Annotated in this window: 16 protein-coding genes and 2 riboswitches; of the genes, 11 read left to right on the top strand and 5 right to left on the bottom strand. The window is 67.2% G+C overall.

The features are described 5' to 3' along the window. Positions 1-101: 101 nt before the first annotated feature. Both QFZ65_RS14920 and QFZ65_RS14915 read left to right on the top strand, forming a co-directional pair. Complete coding sequence (locus tag QFZ65_RS14920) at positions 102-707, top strand: Rho termination factor N-terminal domain-containing protein (protein WP_306911484.1); 606 nt, start codon at positions 102-104, stop codon at positions 705-707. Between the two features lie 101 nt (positions 708-808). Further along, positions 809-1,558 carry a CPBP family intramembrane glutamic endopeptidase gene (locus QFZ65_RS14915; protein WP_306911483.1) on the top strand — a complete coding sequence of 250 codons (750 nt, stop codon included), beginning with the start codon at positions 809-811 and terminating at the stop codon, positions 1,556-1,558. A 99-nt stretch (positions 1,559-1,657) separates the two neighbouring features. On the opposite strand, the gene QFZ65_RS14910 is transcribed toward QFZ65_RS14915, so the two are convergent. Continuing rightward, entirely contained in the window at positions 1,658-2,296 is a 639-nt protein-coding gene (locus QFZ65_RS14910) for a VOC family protein (protein WP_306911482.1), read from the bottom strand. Between the two features lie 202 nt (positions 2,297-2,498). Continuing rightward, a riboswitch (SAM riboswitch) is annotated at positions 2,499-2,614 on the top strand. Positions 2,615-2,679: 65 nt separating this feature from the next. Here QFZ65_RS14910 and QFZ65_RS14905 point away from each other — a divergent pair. From QFZ65_RS14905 to QFZ65_RS14895, 3 genes are all read left to right on the top strand, one after another. Next, on the top strand, positions 2,680-3,996 hold the full coding sequence (locus tag QFZ65_RS14905; protein WP_306911481.1) for a bifunctional o-acetylhomoserine/o-acetylserine sulfhydrylase: 1,317 nt from the start codon (positions 2,680-2,682) through the stop codon (positions 3,994-3,996). A 125-nt stretch (positions 3,997-4,121) separates the two neighbouring features. Then, a riboswitch (SAM riboswitch) is annotated at positions 4,122-4,237 on the top strand. Between the two features lie 10 nt (positions 4,238-4,247). Beyond that, positions 4,248-5,384: a homoserine O-acetyltransferase gene (locus QFZ65_RS14900; protein ID WP_306911480.1), complete on the top strand. Its 1,137-nt coding sequence runs from the start codon at positions 4,248-4,250 to the stop codon at positions 5,382-5,384. Between the two features lie 201 nt (positions 5,385-5,585). Beyond that, positions 5,586-6,968 (top strand): MFS transporter, encoded by a 1,383-nt coding sequence (locus QFZ65_RS14895; protein WP_306911479.1) that lies wholly within the window; start codon positions 5,586-5,588, stop codon positions 6,966-6,968. A 142-nt stretch (positions 6,969-7,110) separates the two neighbouring features. On the opposite strand, the gene QFZ65_RS14890 is transcribed toward QFZ65_RS14895, so the two are convergent. Continuing rightward, complete coding sequence (locus QFZ65_RS14890; protein WP_306912597.1) at positions 7,111-8,010, bottom strand: LysR family transcriptional regulator; 900 nt, start codon at positions 8,008-8,010, stop codon at positions 7,111-7,113. Between the two features lie 189 nt (positions 8,011-8,199). On the opposite strand from QFZ65_RS14890, the gene mmsB reads away from it, so the two are divergent. Together mmsB and QFZ65_RS14880 are read left to right on the top strand one after the other, a co-directional pair. Then, entirely contained in the window at positions 8,200-9,102 is a 903-nt protein-coding gene (gene mmsB, locus QFZ65_RS14885; RefSeq protein ID WP_306911478.1) for a 3-hydroxyisobutyrate dehydrogenase, read from the top strand. 51 nt (positions 9,103-9,153) lie between these two features. After that, positions 9,154-10,638 carry a CoA-acylating methylmalonate-semialdehyde dehydrogenase gene (locus QFZ65_RS14880; protein ID WP_306911477.1) on the top strand — a complete coding sequence of 495 codons (1,485 nt, stop codon included), beginning with the start codon at positions 9,154-9,156 and terminating at the stop codon, positions 10,636-10,638. A gap of 73 nt (positions 10,639-10,711) precedes the next feature. Here the strand turns inward: QFZ65_RS14880 and QFZ65_RS14875 are convergent, their stop codons facing one another. Together QFZ65_RS14875 and QFZ65_RS14870 are read right to left on the bottom strand one after the other, a co-directional pair. Next, a complete protein-coding gene (locus QFZ65_RS14875) occupies positions 10,712-11,191 on the bottom strand; it encodes a hypothetical protein (protein WP_306911476.1) in 480 nt (159 codons plus the stop codon). Positions 11,192-11,302: 111 nt separating this feature from the next. After that, positions 11,303-12,181, bottom strand: a complete 879-nt coding sequence (locus QFZ65_RS14870; RefSeq protein WP_306911475.1) for an SGNH/GDSL hydrolase family protein — start codon at positions 12,179-12,181, stop codon at positions 11,303-11,305. A gap of 70 nt (positions 12,182-12,251) precedes the next feature. On the opposite strand from QFZ65_RS14870, the gene QFZ65_RS14865 reads away from it, so the two are divergent. Further along, positions 12,252-12,902: an alpha/beta hydrolase gene (locus QFZ65_RS14865; protein ID WP_306911474.1), complete on the top strand. Its 651-nt coding sequence runs from the start codon at positions 12,252-12,254 to the stop codon at positions 12,900-12,902. 45 nt (positions 12,903-12,947) lie between these two features. Here QFZ65_RS14865 and QFZ65_RS14860 read toward each other — a convergent pair whose 3' ends face one another. Next, positions 12,948-13,184, bottom strand: coding sequence for an RNA-binding S4 domain-containing protein (locus QFZ65_RS14860; protein ID WP_306911473.1), 237 nt, complete (start codon positions 13,182-13,184; stop codon positions 12,948-12,950). Positions 13,185-13,217: 33 nt separating this feature from the next. On the opposite strand from QFZ65_RS14860, the gene QFZ65_RS14855 reads away from it, so the two are divergent. The 3 genes from QFZ65_RS14855 to QFZ65_RS14845 all read left to right on the top strand — a co-directional run bounded on the left by QFZ65_RS14855 (position 13,218) and on the right by QFZ65_RS14845 (position 16,772). Next, positions 13,218-14,186 (top strand): DMT family transporter, encoded by a 969-nt coding sequence (locus QFZ65_RS14855; RefSeq protein WP_306911472.1) that lies wholly within the window; start codon positions 13,218-13,220, stop codon positions 14,184-14,186. A gap of 196 nt (positions 14,187-14,382) precedes the next feature. Further along, a complete protein-coding gene (locus QFZ65_RS14850; RefSeq protein ID WP_306911471.1) occupies positions 14,383-15,768 on the top strand; it encodes a glycine--tRNA ligase in 1,386 nt (461 codons plus the stop codon). A gap of 2 nt (positions 15,769-15,770) precedes the next feature. After that, positions 15,771-16,772, top strand: coding sequence for a GNAT family N-acetyltransferase (locus QFZ65_RS14845; RefSeq protein WP_306911470.1), 1,002 nt, complete (start codon positions 15,771-15,773; stop codon positions 16,770-16,772). Positions 16,773-16,836: the final 64 nt, after the last annotated feature.

Here is a 16,836-nt window from a genome sequence, read left to right as displayed (position 1 = left end):
ACAAGGCGGGGGTGCTGGTCTTGACAAGACCGGCGCACCCGAAGCTAGATAGTAAGTACGCTTATGAAGCCGGCGACAGACTGATGTGAGGAGTGGCAACCATGGCGGACAAGGATTCGGGGAACCAGAAAGCCCGCGCAGCTGACGAGTCCAAACTGCGCGAGATGAAGGTCGATGAGCTCCGGAAGGAGGCCCGGGCTGAAGAGGTGAGCGGCGCCTCGAACCTGCGCAAGGAAGAACTCGTCCAGGAAGTGGCCAAGGCCCGTTCGGGCGGTGACGCTGAAGCCGGCCGTGGGACTGACGAGGGCTCGGACGATCTGGGGCCCGGCCCGGAAGGCGGGCGGATCCGTGGCGGCTCGGATTCCTCGAAGTCCCTGAAGTATTCCCAGGAAGTCACGTCCACGGAGGATGAACCCGAACGGGAAGGCCGGAGCCTGGCCACGACCCACCACGAAGTCATCCGGCGGTGGGCAGAGGACCGGGACGGCGTTCCGGCCACCGTGGAGGGCACCGAACACGGTGACCACCTAGGCGTTCTCAGGATCGACTTTGGCGGCAACGACGCCAACCTCCGGCAGGTGAGCTGGGAGGAATGGTTCAAGACGTTTGACGACCGCGGGCTGAACTTTATTTACCAGGAACAGCGAAGCGACGGGCAGCAGTCCAACTTCTTCCGCCTCGAGAACCCTGAGCGGGAGGACGGCTGACATCATCGGGCCGCCCCTGCGCGCCAGGGATGCTGCCCGGGCACAGGCGCGTGCACAGGCACGTGCAGTGAAGTCCCGGCATCGGCAGGCAAGATAGAAGCATGTTGGTTCCCTCCCGCCGCCGCCTGCGGCTCGAAGTCTGGATTGTCCTGGGTCTGTCACTGGGGCAGTCGGCCGTCTACTCGGTGGTCCAGCTGCTGGTCAAGATGACCAAAGCGCCGCTCGCGCAGGGGACCTCCACGCTGAACCGCTCGCAAAGCACACGCGAGTACTTCGATCTGACCTACCAGCTGCTGGACATCATCTTCGCGCTGGTGCCGGTGGTCCTGGTGATCTACTTCCTCGCCGAGCACCGCGCCACGGCGTTCGGCAAGCTGGGCTTCAACTTCGCCCGGCCGGGGAACGACCTGCTGCAGGGACTGGGCCTGGCGGCGCTGATCGGAATCCCCTCGCTGGGCCTCTACGCCGCGGGCCGGGCGCTGGGCATCACGACGGCGATCATTCCGAGCGCGTTGGACTCCTACTGGTGGACGGTGCCGGTGCTGATCCTCTCCGCGGTCCGGCACGGCATCGTCGAGGAGGTCATTGTGGTGGGCTACCTGCTGGACCGGCTCGGCAAGCTCGGCTGGAGCATGCCGCTGGCGATCTTCGCGAGCTCAATGCTCCGCGGCAGCTACCACCTCTACCAGGGCTTTGGCCCGTTCATCGGCAATGCGCTGATGGGCGTGGTGTTCGCCCTCGTCTATACCCGCACCCGCCGCGTGATGCCGCTCGTCATAGCCCACGCCCTGCTGGACACGGTGGCGTTCGTCGGCTTCAGCCTGTTCGGCAAGTCCATCGGCCTGGGCTGAGCCGTCAGACTCCGGCGGGTTAAAGGATCTCGGCCGCCAGCAAGGGGCGACATCGTTGGCGCCCCTTGCTGGCGGCCGAAGTGCGGTGGGCGGCGAGGCCTAGATGGTGACGGCCCCGGAGGCAGTCTCGAACGTAACGGAAAGGATGCCCGGCGTGCCGTGCGGAGCCATCCAATTGACGGCGACATCCTCCAGCGGTTCCTCCACCGGTTCACCCAGCCACTCGGTCACGCGGTCTGCGGAACCGGCAATGGTCAGTGCCGTCATCTTGACCTCGCTGGGGTAGGCGTTGGAGGGGTGAAGTTCCGGATCGCCCTCCCACTTGAGCATGTACGGCACCTGCGGATCGGCGATGAGGCCCAGGATGCCGATCTGCTTCCAGACAAGCTCGCGGCCGTCCGGGAACTTCCGGTTCCCGTTGACGGCAGAGCGGCCCAGGCGTTCCTCGAAGGGTGCCAGGTCGTCAACCTCGACGCACCAGCCCATCCAGCCGCCGCCGGCCGCGGACCGGGCCCGGACGGCTTGGCCGAAGGGCGCCTTGTCCGAGGCGGGGTGGTCCAGGACCTCCACGACCTCCAGGTACTTGTGTCCAGCGAGCGGGATAATCATGTTCCGGGTTCCGAAACGGGGGTGTACTCCGCCCTTCACGGCTTCAACGCCGAGGGCGGACGCGATACGTTCGGTGGTGGCAGCGAGGCCATCCTGTTCACAGGCGTAAGAGACGTGATCCATGCGCATGCCCTCATCTTGGCACTTTGTGATGGTGCTCTCAGCTTAGGTAACCCTTACCGCCGCGGGGCGCCGTTTTACGGGCGACGGGAAGCTCCGCGGAGCCCCGGCGGGGCGCGTTGCGGTACCCCCCGGGCCAGGGCCGGAGTGCGGACTTCATCTTCGTCATAAACCTATCCAGGGCCCGCTAACCGTTCCTACACTGAAGCCAGGTCATGAGTGCCAGCGCACAGCCCCGGCTTGCTGGCCGGCAACCCTCGTTTCGCGGTGGGGTGCCCCGGGTGAAGACCTGGCCGTCCGGCGTCCGCCGGCCGGCAAGCGCGGCGCCTGCGCCGACCCCGGGCCGACGGCTGCAGGGGCGGTGCGTGCCCCGGTCCCCTAGGAGCATCCCGATGTCCAACGCCTGGTCCTTTGAAACCCGCCAGATCCACGCCGGCCAGCAGCCGGACGGCGCCACCGGCGCCCGTTCCCTCCCTATCTACCAGACGACGTCCTTCGTGTTCCCCAGCGCCGAAAGCGCAGCCAACCGCTTCGCGCTGGCGGAGATAGCGCCGATCTACACCCGGATCGGCAATCCCACGCAGGACGCGGTGGAGCAGCGCGTGGCGAGCCTGGAAGGCGGACTCGCGGCGCTGTTGCTCAGCTCCGGCCAGGCCGCGGAGACGTTCGCCATCCTCAACATCGCGGAGGCCGGCGACCATATCGTCGCCAGCCCCAGCCTGTACGGCGGCACCTACAACCTGCTGGCCCATACCCTGAAGAAGTTCGGGATCTCGGTGACGTTCGTGCAGGACCCCGACGATCTGGAGCAGTGGCGCGGCGCCGTCCGGCCCAACACCAAGCTCTTCTTCGGCGAGGTGGTGTCCAACCCGCGCCAGGACGTCCTGGACATCGGGGGCATATCCGCGGTGGCGCACGCGGCCGGCGTCCCGCTGATCGTGGACAACACCCTTGCCACCCCCTACCTGATCCGGCCGATCGAGTGGGGGGCGGACATCGTGGTGCACTCGGCCACCAAGTACCTTGGCGGCCACGGCGCCGCCATCGCGGGCGTGATCGTCGACTCCGGCAACTTCGACTTCGGAGCAGAGCCTGAGCGCTTTCCCGGCTTCAACATCCCGGACCCCACCTACAACGGCATCGTCTACGCGCGGGACCTCGGCAAGGACGGTGCCCTCGGCGCGAACCTGTCCTACATCCTCAAGGCGCGCGTCCAGCTGCTGCGCGACCTGGGCTCGGCCGTCTCCCCGTTCAACGCCTTCCTGATCGCCCAGGGCATCGAGACCTTGAGCCTGCGGATGGAGCGCCACGTCGCCAATGCCACCAAGGTCGCCGAATGGCTTGAGGCCCGGGCCGACGTCGAATCGGTCGCCTACGCGGGGCTGCCGTCCAGCCCCTGGTATGAGCGCGGCCGCCAGTACGGACCCAAGGGCACCGGCGCCGTGGTGTCGTTCGTGGTCGCCGGGGGAGCGGAGGCCGGCAAGCGCTTCGTCGATGCCCTGGAGCTGCACTCCCACGTGGCGAACATCGGGGACGTGCGCTCGCTGGTCATCCACCCGGCGTCGACCACGCACAGCCAGCTGTCGCCGGAACAGCAGACGGTCGCCGGCGTCCATCCGGGCCTTGTGCGGCTTTCGGTCGGACTGGAGCACATCGACGACATCCTCGCGGACCTTGATGCCGGCTTCCGCGCGGCCAAGGCCGACTGACCCGTATTCCGGTGCCCGGGGCCGTTCCGGTGCCCGGGTCCAATACCGGGCACCGGAACGGCGGGTAGTCACATAACCGTCACATTCTTGGCCACAGGCGCGCCACCTTTCGTAAACTCGACACAGGTCATGAGTGCCAGCGCCAGCCCCGGCTTGCTGGCCGGCAACCCTCCTTTTGCGGCGGGGTGCCCCGGGTGAAGACCTGGCCTGCCGGTCTGCCGACGGCGGGCAAGCGCGAAGTGAGGTCCCCAATGACAATTGCCGCCGCCCGTACGGGTGCACCCGTTAGCACCACCACCGTTCCCGACGGGACGGTCCAGTACATCCGCATCAGTGACCTGGAGCTTGAATCCGGCTCCCGGCTGCCCGACGTCACCCTCGCCTACGAGACGTGGGGAACCCTCAACGCGGACCGCTCCAACGCGGTCCTGATCGAGCATGCGCTGACCGGCGACACGCACGTCACCCGCGGCGCCAGCGGGGAGCCGGGCTGGTGGGAACAGCTTGCGGGCCCCGGCGCGCCCGTGGACACCGAGCGGTACTTTGTGGTCTCCATCAATATCCTCGGCGGCTGCTACGGTTCCACCGGACCCTCCACGCCCGCTCCGGACGGAAAGCCCTGGGGCTCCCGCTTCCCGCTCGTGACCCTGCGGGACACGACGGCGGCCGAGGCCCGGCTGGCGGACGCCCTCGGCATCAGCAGCTGGTACGCCGTCGTGGGCGGATCCCTGGGCGGGGCGCGCGCGCTGGAGTGGGCCGTGACCTATCCGGAGCGCGTACGGCGCTGCGCCGTTATTTCCATCGGCGCCAGCAGCACGGCCGAGCAGATTGCTTTTGCCCAGGCCCAGACGCTCGCCATCCGCCAGGATCCCGGCTTCAACGGCGGGGATTACTACGGCGGCCCCGGACCCGAGGCAGGCCTTGCCCTGGCGCGGCGCATCGCGCACATCACCTACCGGTCCGCCGCGGAGCTGGACGGACGCTTCGGCCGGACTCCGCAGGCGTCCGAGACCCCGCTGATTGCCGGGTCGCTGGCCGGCCGGGGCCGCTACCAGGTGGAAAGCTACCTGGACTACCAGGGGAACAAGCTGGTCCGGCGCTTTGATGCGAACAGCTATATCGCCATCACCGAGGCGCTCATGAGCCACGACGTCAGCCGGGGCAGGGGTGCCACCCTCGAGGAGGCCCTGGCCTCGGCCACGGCCGAGTTCCTGGTGGCCGCGGTGGACTCGGACCGGTTGTACTTCCCGGCCCAGTCCTTTGCCCTCGCAGCGGCACTGCCGGGAACCGTTCCGGTGCGCATGATCGAGGCACCGATCGGCCACGACGGATTCCTCACCGAGATCGGCCAGCTGGGCGGGCACCTGCGGGACATCTTTTTCGGCTGATTGCCGGCCGGAAACGTTCCTGCGCGAGCATGTTCCCCGGGCCCTCTGTGCGTTTTTGCAGATGCGCTCTGCACTAATGGCCGTTGAGGCGATGACGCTGAGCCCCCATACTCATTGAGAATGATGCCGCGTGTTACAAATCACAGGCGTCCTCCTCCCATTGGTCCATAGGGTGTCGACGACGACACCAAAGGAGTCGAAATGAGTACGCACAAAGCAGCCGCCAGAGGCACGGAAGAGGCTAACGTCAAGTCCTCCGGCCTGAAGAAGGTGGTCACCGCCTCCATGGCGGGCACCGTCGTCGAATGGTATGAGTTCTTCCTCTACGCATCCGCCGCCACCCTCGTCTTCGGCAAGATGTTCTTCCCGAACTCCGGCACGGAACTCGACGGCATCATCGCCGCCTTCGTGACCTACGCTGTCGGCTTCGTCGCCCGCCCGATCGGCGGCATCGTGTTCGGCCACTTCGGAGACAAGTTCGGCCGCAAACAGCTCCTCCAGCTCAGCATCATCCTGGTGGGCGTCTCCACCTTCGCGATGGGCTGCCTCCCGACGTTCCAGCAGATCGGCTACTGGGCACCGGCCCTGCTTGTCTTCCTGCGCTTCGTCCAGGGCTTCGCTGTCGGTGGTGAATGGGGCGGCGCCGTCCTTCTCGTAGCCGAGCACAGCCCGAACAAGTCCCGCGGTTTCTGGGCCTCGTGGCCGCAGTCCGCCGTTCCCATGGGGAACCTGCTCGCCACCGCCGTGCTGTTCGTCCTGTCCTCCACGCTGTCCTCCGCGGAATTCCTCGGCTGGGGCTGGCGGGTTGCCTTCTGGCTCTCCGCCGTGATCGTGATCGTCGGTTACTACATCCGCACCAAGGTCCAGGACGCCCCGATCTTCATCGAGGCACGCAAGGAAGTTGTCGTCGAGAACAAGGGCTACGGCGTTGCCGAAGTATTCCGCCGCTACCCCCGCGGCGTCTTCACCGCGATGGGCCTGCGCTTCGCCGAGAACATCCTCTACTACCTGGTGGTCACGTTCTCCATCACCTACCTGAAGGTCGTCGTCCAGACGGACACGTCCCGGATCCTGCTGCTCCTGCTGGTCGCGCACGCCATCCACTTCTGCGCCGTTCCCATCGTCGGCAAGCTTTCGGACAACTTCGGACGCAAGCCGGTCTACATGGCCGGTGCGCTCCTCGGAGCCACCTGGGGCTTCTTCGCCTTCCCGATGATGGACACCAAGAACGACCTCACCATCCTCGCGGCCATCACCATCGGCCTGCTCTTCCACGCCCTCATGTACGCCGGCCAGCCGGCCATCATGGCGGAAATGTTCCCCACCCGGATGCGCTACTCAGGTGTCTCGCTCGGCTACCAGGTGACGTCGATCGTGGCCGGCTCGCTGGCTCCGATCATCGCCACCGCCCTGCTGAACCAGTACAAGTCGTCCACTCCGGTGGCCGTCTACCTGCTCATCGCCTGCGCCATCACGGCAGTGGCCGTGTTCTTCCTCAAGGAAACCCGGGGGATCTCGCTCCACGACGTCGACGCTGCCGACGCCAAGGGGACTGCCGACCTCCTCGCCTCAGGCAAGAAGTAACCGCGTCAAGAAGTAACACCGTCAAAAAGTAACGGCACGAAGTAACAGCGGCAAAACAACCAGCAGCCCTTGTCCCGTTCCGCGGGACAAGGGCTGCTGGCGTTGTGTGCCGGCGTTGCGGCGACGAAACCGGCGTGCCTTCTCAGCCCGCCAGCACGTCCTGCCGTTCAGAAATACCGGTCCGGACCGCCTCGATCACAGCCCGAACGGGTGCTGAGCGCAGCGACTCCGAGCGCGCCACGGCCCAGATGGGAAGCTGGCGCTGGAAATCGTCGGGCAGTACCGGCAGGAAGTCCGGGTTCCCCACCACCATGAAATTGGGCAGCAGCCCGATCCCTGCACCCCGCCGGACGGCTTCGAGCTGGGCAAAGATGCTGGTGGCCTGGAAGCTGGAGCGCGGCACCGGGAGCTGGGTTGAGCGGTGGCCCAGTTCCGCGACCTGGAGGGCCGACTCCACATAGGAGACAAAGCCGTGCTGCCGGACGTCGTCGAGCGTGAGCGGCAGTCCGCGTTCCCGGGCGTACTGCGGACTGGCGTACAGGCGCAGAAAGTAGTTGCTGAGGAAGATTGATTGCGCGTTGGTCGCATCCAGGTTTCCCACCACCACTTCCAGGTCCACTCCCGAGCGGTTCTGGCTGACCTTGCGGGTGGCGCTAAGCATCTCCACGTTGAGCGAGGGGTGATCCTGCTGCAGCCGCACGAGTGCCGGGGCGACGAAGGCGGCACCGAAGCCGTCCGGCGTCGCGATCCGCACCAGGCCGGCCAGCTGGTCACCGGTCCGGGCGATGCGGCTGGACAGCGCTCCCAGCGTGCCCTCGATGGCCTCAGCCGCGGCGACCGCCTGGCTGCCAAGCTCGGTCAGCTCCCAACCGTGCGGGCTCCGTTCCAGGGTGCGCCCGCCGAGCTGCCTGTCGAGGGCGAGGATCCGGCGGGAGATGGTGGTGTGCGTGGTGCCCAGCGTCTCCGCCACCGCGTTGAAGCGGCCCAGCCGTGCCACGGTCAACAGGATCAGGAGGTCGTCCGGGCTGGGTAACCGCATCAGGTCCACGCGTCATGCTCCTAGAGACTCCATGTGCATCCATGCACATGCCATCTGTGATTTTTTGCCTTGATTGCACTGTAGCAGGATGTGATGCTGGACACGGAAAAAAAGCGCACGCGGAACCCGCGCAGCAGCGGACAAAGCGGCAGCGGATAAAGCAGCAGCAGAAAAAGCAAAGGAGCTTACGTTATGGCGGTTATCGCTTGGATCGGACTGGGGAACATGGGTGGGTCCATGTCGGTGAACCTGGCCAAGGCCGGGCACGAGGTGCGCGGCTTCGACCTCAACACCGATGCCGTGGCCGCGGCCGCCGCGGGCGGTGTGAAGCCGGCCGGGAGCATCGCCGAGGCTGTCGGGGGCGCGGACGTCGTCTTCACCATGCTGCCCAAGGGTGAACACGCCCGCGCCGTCTACCTGGGCGAGGACGGGGTCCTGGCCCATGCCGACACCCGCACGCTCCTGGTGGACTCCTCCACGATCGACATCGCCTCCGCCCAGGCCCTGCACGACGCCGCCGCTGCCGCCGGCTTCCGCTTCGTGGACGCCCCGGTCTCCGGCGGCATGAGCGGCGCGAAGGCCGCAACCCTGACCTTCATGGTGGGCGGAGAGGAAGGCGCCGTCGCCGAGGCCACCGAATACATCCGTCCCATGGCGGCGAACATCATCCCGACCGGCGGCGCGACCACGGGCCAGGCCGCGAAGATCTGCAACAACCTCATGCTGTTCATCAACCTTGCCTCGACCGCGGAGGGCGCAGTCCTGGCGGACCGCCTGGGGCTGGACAAACAGGTCTTCTGGGACATCGCGTCCGTTTCCTCCGGGGACAGCTGGGCGCTGCGCACCTGGTACCCCGTGGCCGGCGTAGTGCCGACCGCTGCCTCCAACAACGACTTCGCCCCGACCTTCACCACCGAGTTGGCGAACAAGGACATCGGGCTGGCCATCAGCGCCGCGCGTGACACAGGCACTCCGCTGGAAATCGGCGAGCACGTCCAGCAGCTGTTCCAGCGCCTGATCGACTCCGGAGAGTCCGGCAAGGACTGCTCCATGATCATCAAGCTCATCGACGGCTCCCTCGAGTCCGCCAACTAGGCCTCCCGGCTGCCCTTTACCAACCTGCACCACACGAAAGAGACCCACCCCATGGAACGCATTCCGCACTTTATCAACGGCGCCCTGATTTCCGACGCCGAGCGCTTCGGCCCGGTCTTCAACCCCGCTACCGGCGAGCAGGAAAAAGAGGTCGCCCTGGCCTCCGCAGCCCGCGTCGAGGAGGCCGTCCAGGCAGCGCGCGCCGCCCTGCCCGCCTGGCGCGCCACGAGCCTGGCCAAACGCACCACCATCTTTTACAAGGTCCGCGAACTGCTGATGCAGCGCCGGCCCGAGCTGGCAGCCCTGCTGACCAGCGAACACGGCAAGGTGCTCTCCGACGCCGAAGGCGAAATCACCCGGGGGCTGGAGAACATCGAGTTCGCCACCGGGCTCTCGCACATGCTCAAGGGCGAGCGCTCCGAGCAGGTCTCCAGCGGCATCGACGTCCACTCGGTCCGCCAGCCGGTCGGCGTCGTCGCCTGCATCACGCCCTTCAACTTCCCCGCCATGGTGCCGCTGTGGATGATCGGCAGCGCCCTCGCGTGCGGCAACACGGTGCTGCTCAAGCCCAGCGAAAAGGACCCGTCCTCCGCCGTCTTCATCGCCCAGATCTTCGCAGAGGCGGGCCTGCCGGCCGGCGTGCTCAATGTGGTGCACGGGGACAAGGAAGTTGTGGACGTGCTGCTGGAGCACCCCGACGTCAAGGCCATCAGCTTCGTCGGTTCGACGCCGGTAGCCCAGTCCATCTACAAGCGCGCCGCCGACCACGGCAAGCGCGTGCAGGCCCTTGGCGGCGCCAAGAACCACATGGTGGTCCTGCCCGACGCCGACCTTGACATGGCGGCGGACGCCGCCGTCTCCGCCGCTTATGGCTCGGCCGGCGAGCGCTGCATGGCCGTGAGTGTCCTCGTCGCCGTCGGCAACATCGCCGACGACCTCGTCGGCGCCATCACCACCCGCATGGCCACCCTCAAGATCGGGCCCGGCACGGACCCGGCCTCCCAGATGGGGCCGCTCATCACGGCCGAGCACCGGGACCGCGTCGCGTCCTACGTTGCGGGTGCGGAGGACGAAGGCGCCACTGTGGTTGTGGACGGCCGGACGCAGGAGTTCGACTCCAACGGGTTCTTCATCGGCGTCAGCCTGATCGACCATGTCAAGCCCGGCATGAAGGTCTACGACGACGAGATCTTCGGACCCGTGCTCTCGGTGGTCCGCGTCGAGACCTACGCCGACGCCGTCCAGCTGGCCAACGACAACGAGTTCGGCAACGGCGTGGCGATCTTCACCCGCGACGGCGGCGCCGCGCGGCAGTTCGAGTTTGATGTCGAGGCCGGCATGGTGGGCGTCAATGTGCCGATTCCCGTGCCGGTGGGCACGTTCTCCTTCGGCGGCTGGAAGAATTCTCTGTTCGGCGACACCCACATGTACGGCCCGGAGAGCATCCGCTTCTACACCCGCGGCAAGGTGGTCACGACCCGCTGGCCGGACCCCTCCACCTCCGTGATCGACCTGGGCTTCCCCCAGGTCGACTGACCCGGCCGGCAACGCAACGACGGGCCCCGCAACTTGCGGGGCCCGTCGTCGTTGTTGCAGCTACCGGCGATGATCAGCCGTTCATGATGTCCGAGCGGCGGGCCATGTACTCTTCCATGCCTATCTCGCCGTTGCTGTACTGCTGGTCCAGTTCCGCCAGCTTGCGTGCCCGGAAACCCTGCGGGCCTGACGGCGAAGGCGCCGGGGGCGGCGGGGGCACCGAGGAACCGGACTGCTGGGGCCCGGGCTGGTTCCGGTTGGCCGGGTACTCCGGGCTGTCCTCGTACGGGACGGGGGGCTGGAACTGCTGGTCCCTTGGGGGCAGGGGCTGCTGCGGGGCGCCGAGCTGGCCGAAGCCGCCGTAGTAGTCCCGCTGGGTGAAGCCGTCCCTGGGCTGCGTGTTCTGCTGGCCGGGATAGTTTCCGGGGAACTGGCCGAAGCTGCCAGGCATGCCCTGGCCCTGGTTACGGCTGCGCATGGATCGCCGGTACAGGCGCATCGCCGCCGGAACCACGAAGGAGAGAACGATGATCCAGAAGAACAGACTGTTCACGGTACGGCGCCTTTCGGGAAGTGTCCTCCCAGCTTAAGCCCGGACCGGTCCGGGACCCCCTGGGTTCCGCGCAGGGCGATACAACTGCAACCTCCGGCAGCTCAAGGGCAGCTAGGACCGCACCGGTTCCTGGGCGCCGCCCGGCGGGCCTTCGCCGCAGCCGAGCGGCACCCCGGGACCGAAGACCGGGCCTGGCAACGGACGCTTGGCGGTGATGCCCTCGCCCGAGGAACGGTGCCGCAGCCGGCGGATCACCCACGGCACGAGATGTTCTCGGGCCCAGACCAGGTCGCCGGTACGGGCTTCGCGCCAGCTGCGCGGCGGCAACGGCTTGGGGGAGAGCGGCTCCAACGTGTGCTGGACGTTCAGCGAATCCAGCACCATGGCCGCGATCGTGTGGTGTCCCAGGGGCGAGAAGTGCAGCCGGTCCGGATCCCACATCCGGGGGTCGTTTAGCTGCCGCAGGGACCACATGTCCGCGATGACGGCGTCGTGCCGGGCGGCGACGGTGCGCAGGTTTTCGTTGTAGATGGCGACCTTGCTGCGGATCCGCCCCAGCACGGAAGACCCGGTGTCCGGGGCGTTGAACAGGACAACGGTGGCGCCGGCCAGGCTCAGGATCTGCACCACCGAGTCCAGCTTCGCAGCCAGCGCGTCCGGATCCCCGCCGGGCCGGACCAGGTCGTTCCCGCCGGCGGACAGGGTTACCAGGTCCGGCCGGAGGGACAGGCAGGGCGCGAGCTGCTGGTCGACGATCTGCTGCAGCAGCCGGCCGCGGACGGCGAGGTTGGCATAGGCAAAGTCGTGGTGGCCCCGGCTGAGTTCCTCGGCCACGCGGTCCGCCCAGCCGCGGTGGCCACCCGGGCTCGCCGGCTCAGGATCGCCGATGCCTACCGTAAAGGAGTCGCCCATCGCCACGTACCGCGTCCACGGATGGCTGAGGGCGGCTTCTGCTGAATGGTCCACTCCGACGGATTCGTTCACGTTCATATCCTGCACTCTTACGGCGAACCGGCGCCAGCGTCGCTTGTGACCCGGATGTAACTGCAAGAATGGACTCATGACTTCCGCTGTTGCCTTCCCCGCGCCCGTTGTCCTGTGGTCCCATCCGGAGGAGGAGCGCACCGGCAAGCCGCTGCTGGTCCTGCTGCACGGTTACGGGGCCAACGAACAGGACCTCTTCAGCCTGGCGGACATGCTTCCCCGGGAATTCGCGGTGGCGTCGGTGCGGGCGCCCCTCGTCTCCGGGCCCGGCTTCACCTGGTTCCCGCTGACGGCCTCCATCGACTATTCGCTCGACGCCGTCAAGGCAGCTTCCGCGTATACGCAGGACTGGATCGATTCCGTCAGGGACAACCACCCGTCCGTGACGCTGCTGGGATTCTCGATGGGGATGGCCATGGCCACCACGCTGCTGCGGCAGCGGCCCGCGGACTTCGCCGCCGTCGTCGGGCTGTCCGGCTTTGCGGTGGACGCCGATTCGGACCCCAGCTTCCGCGACGCCGAGCTGAACGGAACGGTGCCGATGTTCTGGGGCCGCGACCAGCAGGACCCGGTGATCACGCCGGACAAGATCGACTTCACCATGGGCTGGGTGCGCAAGCACGTCAAGCTCACCAAGGTGCTCTACACCGGAATGTGGCATGGCATCAACCAGCAGGAGGTGGGCCATGTCTCGGAGTTCCTCACCCACGAAGTGCTGAACAAGTAGGGCGGCCCCCGCAGAGCGGCGCGCGCCCGGACGGCCCGCCGGACGCTAGGCGCCCGAGGGTGTGCTGATCCGTACGGTGCGGCCGTTCACGGTCACAGTGTCACCGTGATGGAGCTGGCGGCCGCGGCGGTCATCGATATCACCGTTGACCTTCACGAGCCCGCCCTTGATCAGTTCCGCCGCCTCCACTCCGTCCTCCACCAGGTTGGCCAGCTTCAGCAGCTGGCCCAGCCGGATCATGTCGTCGCGGATGGGGATTTCTTCAATTTCCGGGTTGCTCATACAAGCAATGATGCCTGACGTAAGGGAACAGCAATGACTTCCACACCCCGCCTGCCGCTCCTCGCCGGCCTGCCCCTGGCCGTCGCAACCGGTCTCCTTATGCCGGTCCAGGGCAGGATCAACGGCGCGCTGGGCGCGGCGCTCGCGGACGGCATCGCCGCTGCCGCCGTCAGCTTCAGCACCGGGCTGGTGGTGATCATCGCCGTTTCGTTCCTGCTGCCCAAGGGCAGGGCAGGGCTGGCGCGGATTGTGCCGGCCGTGCGGAACCGGGAGTTTCCTCCGTACTACGTCCTTGCCGGCTGCATCGGGGCGTTCTTCGTGTTCGCCCAGTCCTTCACCGTGGGCCTGCTCGGCGTCGCGCTGTTTACGGTGGCCGCCGTGACGGGCCAGACGTTGAGCGGGCTCCTCGTGGACCGGCTGGGCATCGGTCCCGCCGGTAAGAAGCCCGTCACGGGCATTCGGGTGCTGGGCAGCATCCTCACTGTCGCTGCAGTGGCCTGGGCCGTGTCCCCGAGGCTTGGCGGGGCAGGCTCGGGACTCCTGGAGCTGCTGGTCCCAGTGCTTCTCCCCGTGCTGGCCGGTTTCCTCATGAGCTTCCAGCAGGCCATGAACGGCACCGCGACGGTGCACTACGGCACGCCCATCACCGCCACCCTGGTCAACTTCGTCTCCGGCACGGCGTTGCTGTTGGTTGCCTGGCTGGTCAAGCTGGCGCTAGCCGGTGCCGGTAATCCGTTGCCGGGGCAATGGTGGTACTACCTCGGCGGGCCGATGGGCTGCATCTTCATCGCCGTGGCGGCCATGCTGGTGCGGAGCCTCGGCGTGCTCGTGACCGGACTCGGCACCATTTCCGGCCAGCTGCTGGGTTCGCTCGGCCTGGACCTGGCCTTCCCGGCGCCCGGGACCGTGGTGGCTCTGCCGACCGTGCTGGGAACCGTGCTGACCCTCGGCGCGATCATCCTGGCCACCCTGCCGTGGCCCAGGGGCGCGCTGAAGCGTTGATGTGTCCACGGGCGGCTGGCCCCGGGGCCCCGGCGGACCGGTAGTCTTGGAGGCGCAGCTTCCTGCACGCAATCATCCTGTGCTTAGTTCGTTTGCCTACTGTTTTGCGTTTAAGCGCCCCGTCCGGCAACCAGCCGGGGTCCCGGGGCTAAGACCGCGGACCGCACCCAGCGGCCCTGTAGAAAGTGGAGTACCCATGGCAGCAAAATCCGTCCTCGACCAGATCATTTCCCTCGCCAAGCGCCGGGGTTTCGTATTCCAGGCCGGTGAAATCTATGGTGGCTCCCGTTCTGCCTGGGACTACGGGCCCCTTGGCGCCGAACTGAAGGAAAACATCAAGCGCCAGTGGTGGCAGTCCGTTGTCCGTGGCCGCGAAGACGTCGTCGGCCTGGACTCCTCCGTCATCCTGCCCCGCCAGGTCTGGGAAGCCTCCGGCCACGTCGAGGTCTTCTCCGACCCGCTCGTCGAGTGCCTCTCCTGCCACAAGCGCTACCGCGCGGACCACCTCCTGGAGGAATACGAGGAGAAGAAGGGCCGCCCTGCGGAGAACGGGCTGAAGGACGTCGCCTGCGCCAACTGCGGCACCCGCGGCGAGTGGACCGAGCCGCAGGAATTTTCCGGCCTGCTCAAGACCTTCCTGGGTCCCGTGGCCAGCGAGGAAGGCCTGCACTACCTCCGTCCGGAGACCGCCCAGGGCATCTTCGTCAACTTCAACAACGTCCTCACGGCCTCCCGGAAGAAGCCGCCCTTCGGCATCGGCCAGATCGGCAAGTCCTTCCGCAACGAGATCACCCCGGGCAACTTCATCTTCCGCACCCGCGAGTTCGAACAGATGGAGATGGAATTCTTCGTCGAGCCCGGCACGGACGAAGAGTGGCACCAGTACTGGATGAAGGAACGCATGTCCTGGTACACCGGCCTCGGCATCCGCGAGGAGAACCTGCGCTTCTACGAGCACCCGCTGGACAAGCTCAGCCACTACTCCAAGGGCACCACGGACATCGAATACCGCTTCGGTTTCCAGGGCTCGGAATGGGGCGAGCTGGAGGGCATCGCCAACCGCACCGACTTCGACCTGTCAACGCACTCCAAGGCCTCGGGCACGGACCTGAGCTACTTCAACCAGGCCACCAACGAGCGCTACACCCCGTACGTGATCGAGCCGGCCGCCGGCCTGACGCGCTCCTTCATGGCCTTCCTGGTCGACGCGTACACGGAGGATGAGGCACCCAACGCGAAGGGCGGCGTCGACGTCCGCACCGTACTCAAGCTTGACCCGCGGCTCGCCCCGGTCAAGGCAGCGGTCCTGCCGCTGAGCCGCAACGAGGACCTCTCCCCGAAGGCCAAGGACCTCGGCGCCCAGCTCCGCAAGAACTGGAACATCGACTTCGACGACGCCGGCGCCATCGGCCGCCGTTACCGCCGCCAGGACGAGATCGGAACTCCCTTCTGCATCACCGTGGACTTCGAGACGCTCGATGACCAGGCGGTGACCATCCGCGAACGCGACACCATGAGCCAGGAGCGCGTCTCCCTGGACAAGGTGGAGGGCTACCTCGCCGCACGGTTGATCGGCGCCTGACCGTGGCGATTGAATACCGTGAGTGGCGCGAGGGCGACGACCTTGCCCTGATGGAAATCTGGGGCGACCCGGAGACCGTGCAGGCCGGCCAGTTCCGCGGCACGCTGGCGCCCTCGGGCAATTCCCCGTGGCGCCGCTGCATCGTGGCCGAGGACGTCGTCGACGGCGTCGCGATTCCGGTCGCTGCCGGCGTCGTCCATGAGGCGTCGCTGCATCCGGAACGGCTCTGGGCCTACATCGAGGTCGACCGGCACCACCGCCGCACGGGCGTCGGGTCCACGCTGCTGACCATGCTCCGGCACGAAGCGGAGCAGTCGCCGTCGGGCATCACCCGGCTGCGCTGCAAAGTGGAGCCGGGCACGCCCGGCGCCGCCTTCGCCGCGGCGGCCGGCCTGGAGCCGATCCAGCGTTCCCGCCTTGTTGTGGTGGAACCGGGGGCCCTGAAGCTGCCGGTCTTCGGCGACGGTTCCGAAGCTGCCGCCGCGGAGCAGGTCGAGGACCTCGCCACCGGGTCGGTGGAACTGAGCGACGTCGTCGGCCGGTACTACACGGTGGTGCACGCCTGGGACAGCCCGGGCGACCTGAGCATCGCCACGGTGCAGCGGTTGTTCCTGAACGAACTCAGCGGTGCCCATGGCGCGATCGTGCTCCGGGCCCCGAAGTCCAGTGCTTTCGGCGAAGGGGTGCCGGCCAGCAAGAAGGGCCGGATCGAGGCGTTTGCCGTCAGTTACGCGGAGCTTGCCCCCGCCGCGGGGGAGGAGCCGGCGCAGGCCGCGTCCGGCCAGCCGACCGAGGTTTTCCTCGGCCACGAGCCGCAGCTCTCCCTGGAGGAAGCGCGGGCTTCCGTGCGCGACCTGCTGGCGCTGATCGCGTTCCAGCACCCGGTGCTGCTGGAACTGGACGATTCCATGGCCGCGCTGCTCGGCGTCGTCGAACCGTTGCTGCACAACGGCAAGGCGCGGGTCCAGGGCGCCGAGACCCTGGTGGTCTCCGACCCGGCCTGACCCTCTTGAACCCAACTGACCCGCAGTTGTTGCCGTTTTGACTCGTCATAACGGCAACAACTGC

It is taken from the genome of Arthrobacter sp. B3I9 (assembly GCF_030816935.1).
GTDB lineage: Bacteria > Actinomycetota > Actinomycetes > Actinomycetales > Micrococcaceae > Arthrobacter.
The sequence above is the reverse complement of the archived record's forward strand: the minus strand, read 5'-3'. Positions and strand labels throughout refer to the sequence as shown.